The sequence below is a fragment of the Zobellia barbeyronii genome, assembly GCF_018603515.1.
GTDB lineage: Bacteria > Bacteroidota > Bacteroidia > Flavobacteriales > Flavobacteriaceae > Zobellia > Zobellia barbeyronii.
The window spans coordinates 1-1,668 of the sequence record NZ_JACATN010000019.1; the positions used below are offsets into that span (position 1 = coordinate 1).

The window sequence follows — 1,668 nt, forward strand, 5'->3', positions numbered from 1 at the left end:
TATAAGTTCCTGTACTCGCAAGAGTAGGAGTCCAAGTTCCCCCGGAATCGGGCGTGCCACCGAGTTCATTAAAAAGTTGTATTTCTGTTACGGTAGTTCCTTCGCAAATAGTTAAAGTTCCATCGGTACCAGCATTCGGTGCTGCTTGTTCGGAAACGACTATTTCGGAAGTACTATCGATGGTACATGGCGAAGTTGCCGTTACTGTATAGGTATAAGTTCCTGTACCCGCAAGAGTAGGAGTCCAAGTTCCGCCGGAATCGGGTGTGCCGCCGAGTTCATTAAAAAGCTGCGTTTCTGTTACTGTAGTTCCTTCGCAAATGGTCAATGTTCCAACGGTTCCTGTATTCGGAGTTGCTTGTTCGGAAACGACTATTTCGGAAGTACTATCAAGAGTACAAGGTAAAGTAGCGGTTACGGTATAGGTGTATGTTCCTGCGCCAGCAAGAGTAGGAGTCCAAGTTCCACCGGAATCGGGTGTTCCACCGAGTTCATTAAAAAGTTGCGTTTCTGTTACGGTAGTTCCTGCGCAAATAGTTAAAGTTCCATCGGTTCCCGCATTCGGTGCTGCTTGTTCCGATACGACCACTTTGGAAGTACTATCAAGAGTACAAGGGGAAGTAGCCGTTACAGTATAGGTGTACGTTCCTGTACCCGCAAGAGTAGGAGTCCAAGTTCCACCAGAATCAGGTGTTCCACCGAGTTCTGCAAAAAGCTGAGTTTCTGTTACTGTAGTTCCTTCGCAAATGGTCAATGTTCCATCGGTACCAGCATTCGGTGCTGCTTGTTCGGAAACTATCACTTCGGAAGTGCTATCAACAGCACAAGGTGCAATTGCTGCTACAGTATAGGTATAAGTTCCTGCACCCGAAAGAGTAGGTGACCAAGTTCCCACAGAGTCGGGTGTTCCACCGAGTTCGGCAAAAAGTTGTGTTTCTGTTACGGTAGTTCCTTCGCAAATGGTCAATGTTCCATCGGTTCCTGCATTCGGTGCTGCTTGTTCCGATACAACCACTTCGGAAGTATTGTCGCCAGTACATGGCGAAGTTGCCGCTACTGTATAAGTATAGGTCCCTGCACCCGCAAGAGTAGGAGTCCAAGTTCCGCCGGAATCGGGCGTGCCACCTAGTTCGGCAAAAAGCTGTGTTTCTGTTACCGTAGTTCCTTCGCAAATGGTCAATGTTCCATCGGTTCCTGCATTCGGAGTTTCTTGTTCGGAAACTATCACTTCGGAAGTGCTATCAACAGCACAAGGTGCAATTGCTGCTACAGTATAGGTATAAGTTCCTGCACCCGAAAGAGTAGGTGACCAAGTTCCCACAGAGTCGGGTGTTCCACCGAGTTCGGCAAAAAGTTGTGTTTCTGTTACGGTAGTTCCTTCGCAAATGGTCAATGTTCCATCGGTTCCTGCATTCGGTGCTGCTTGTTCCGATACAACCACTTCGGAAGTATTGTCGCCAGTACATGGCGAAGTTGCCGCTACTGTATAAGTATAGGTCCCTGCACCCGCAAGAATAGGAGTCCAAGTTCCCCCGGAATCGGGTGTTCCACCGAGTTCATTAAAAAGCTGAGTTTCTGTTACTGTTGTACCTGTGCAGATAATCAATGTTCCATCGGTTCCCGCATTCGGTGCTGCTTGTTCGGAAACGACGACCTCGGAAGTACTAT

General features: G+C 48.0%; 1 pseudogene. It reads right to left on the reverse strand.

Annotated elements, in window-relative coordinates:
* Positions 1 to 1,668 (reverse strand): annotated as a pseudogene (locus tag HW347_RS20535) (hypothetical protein); the annotation flags it as partial.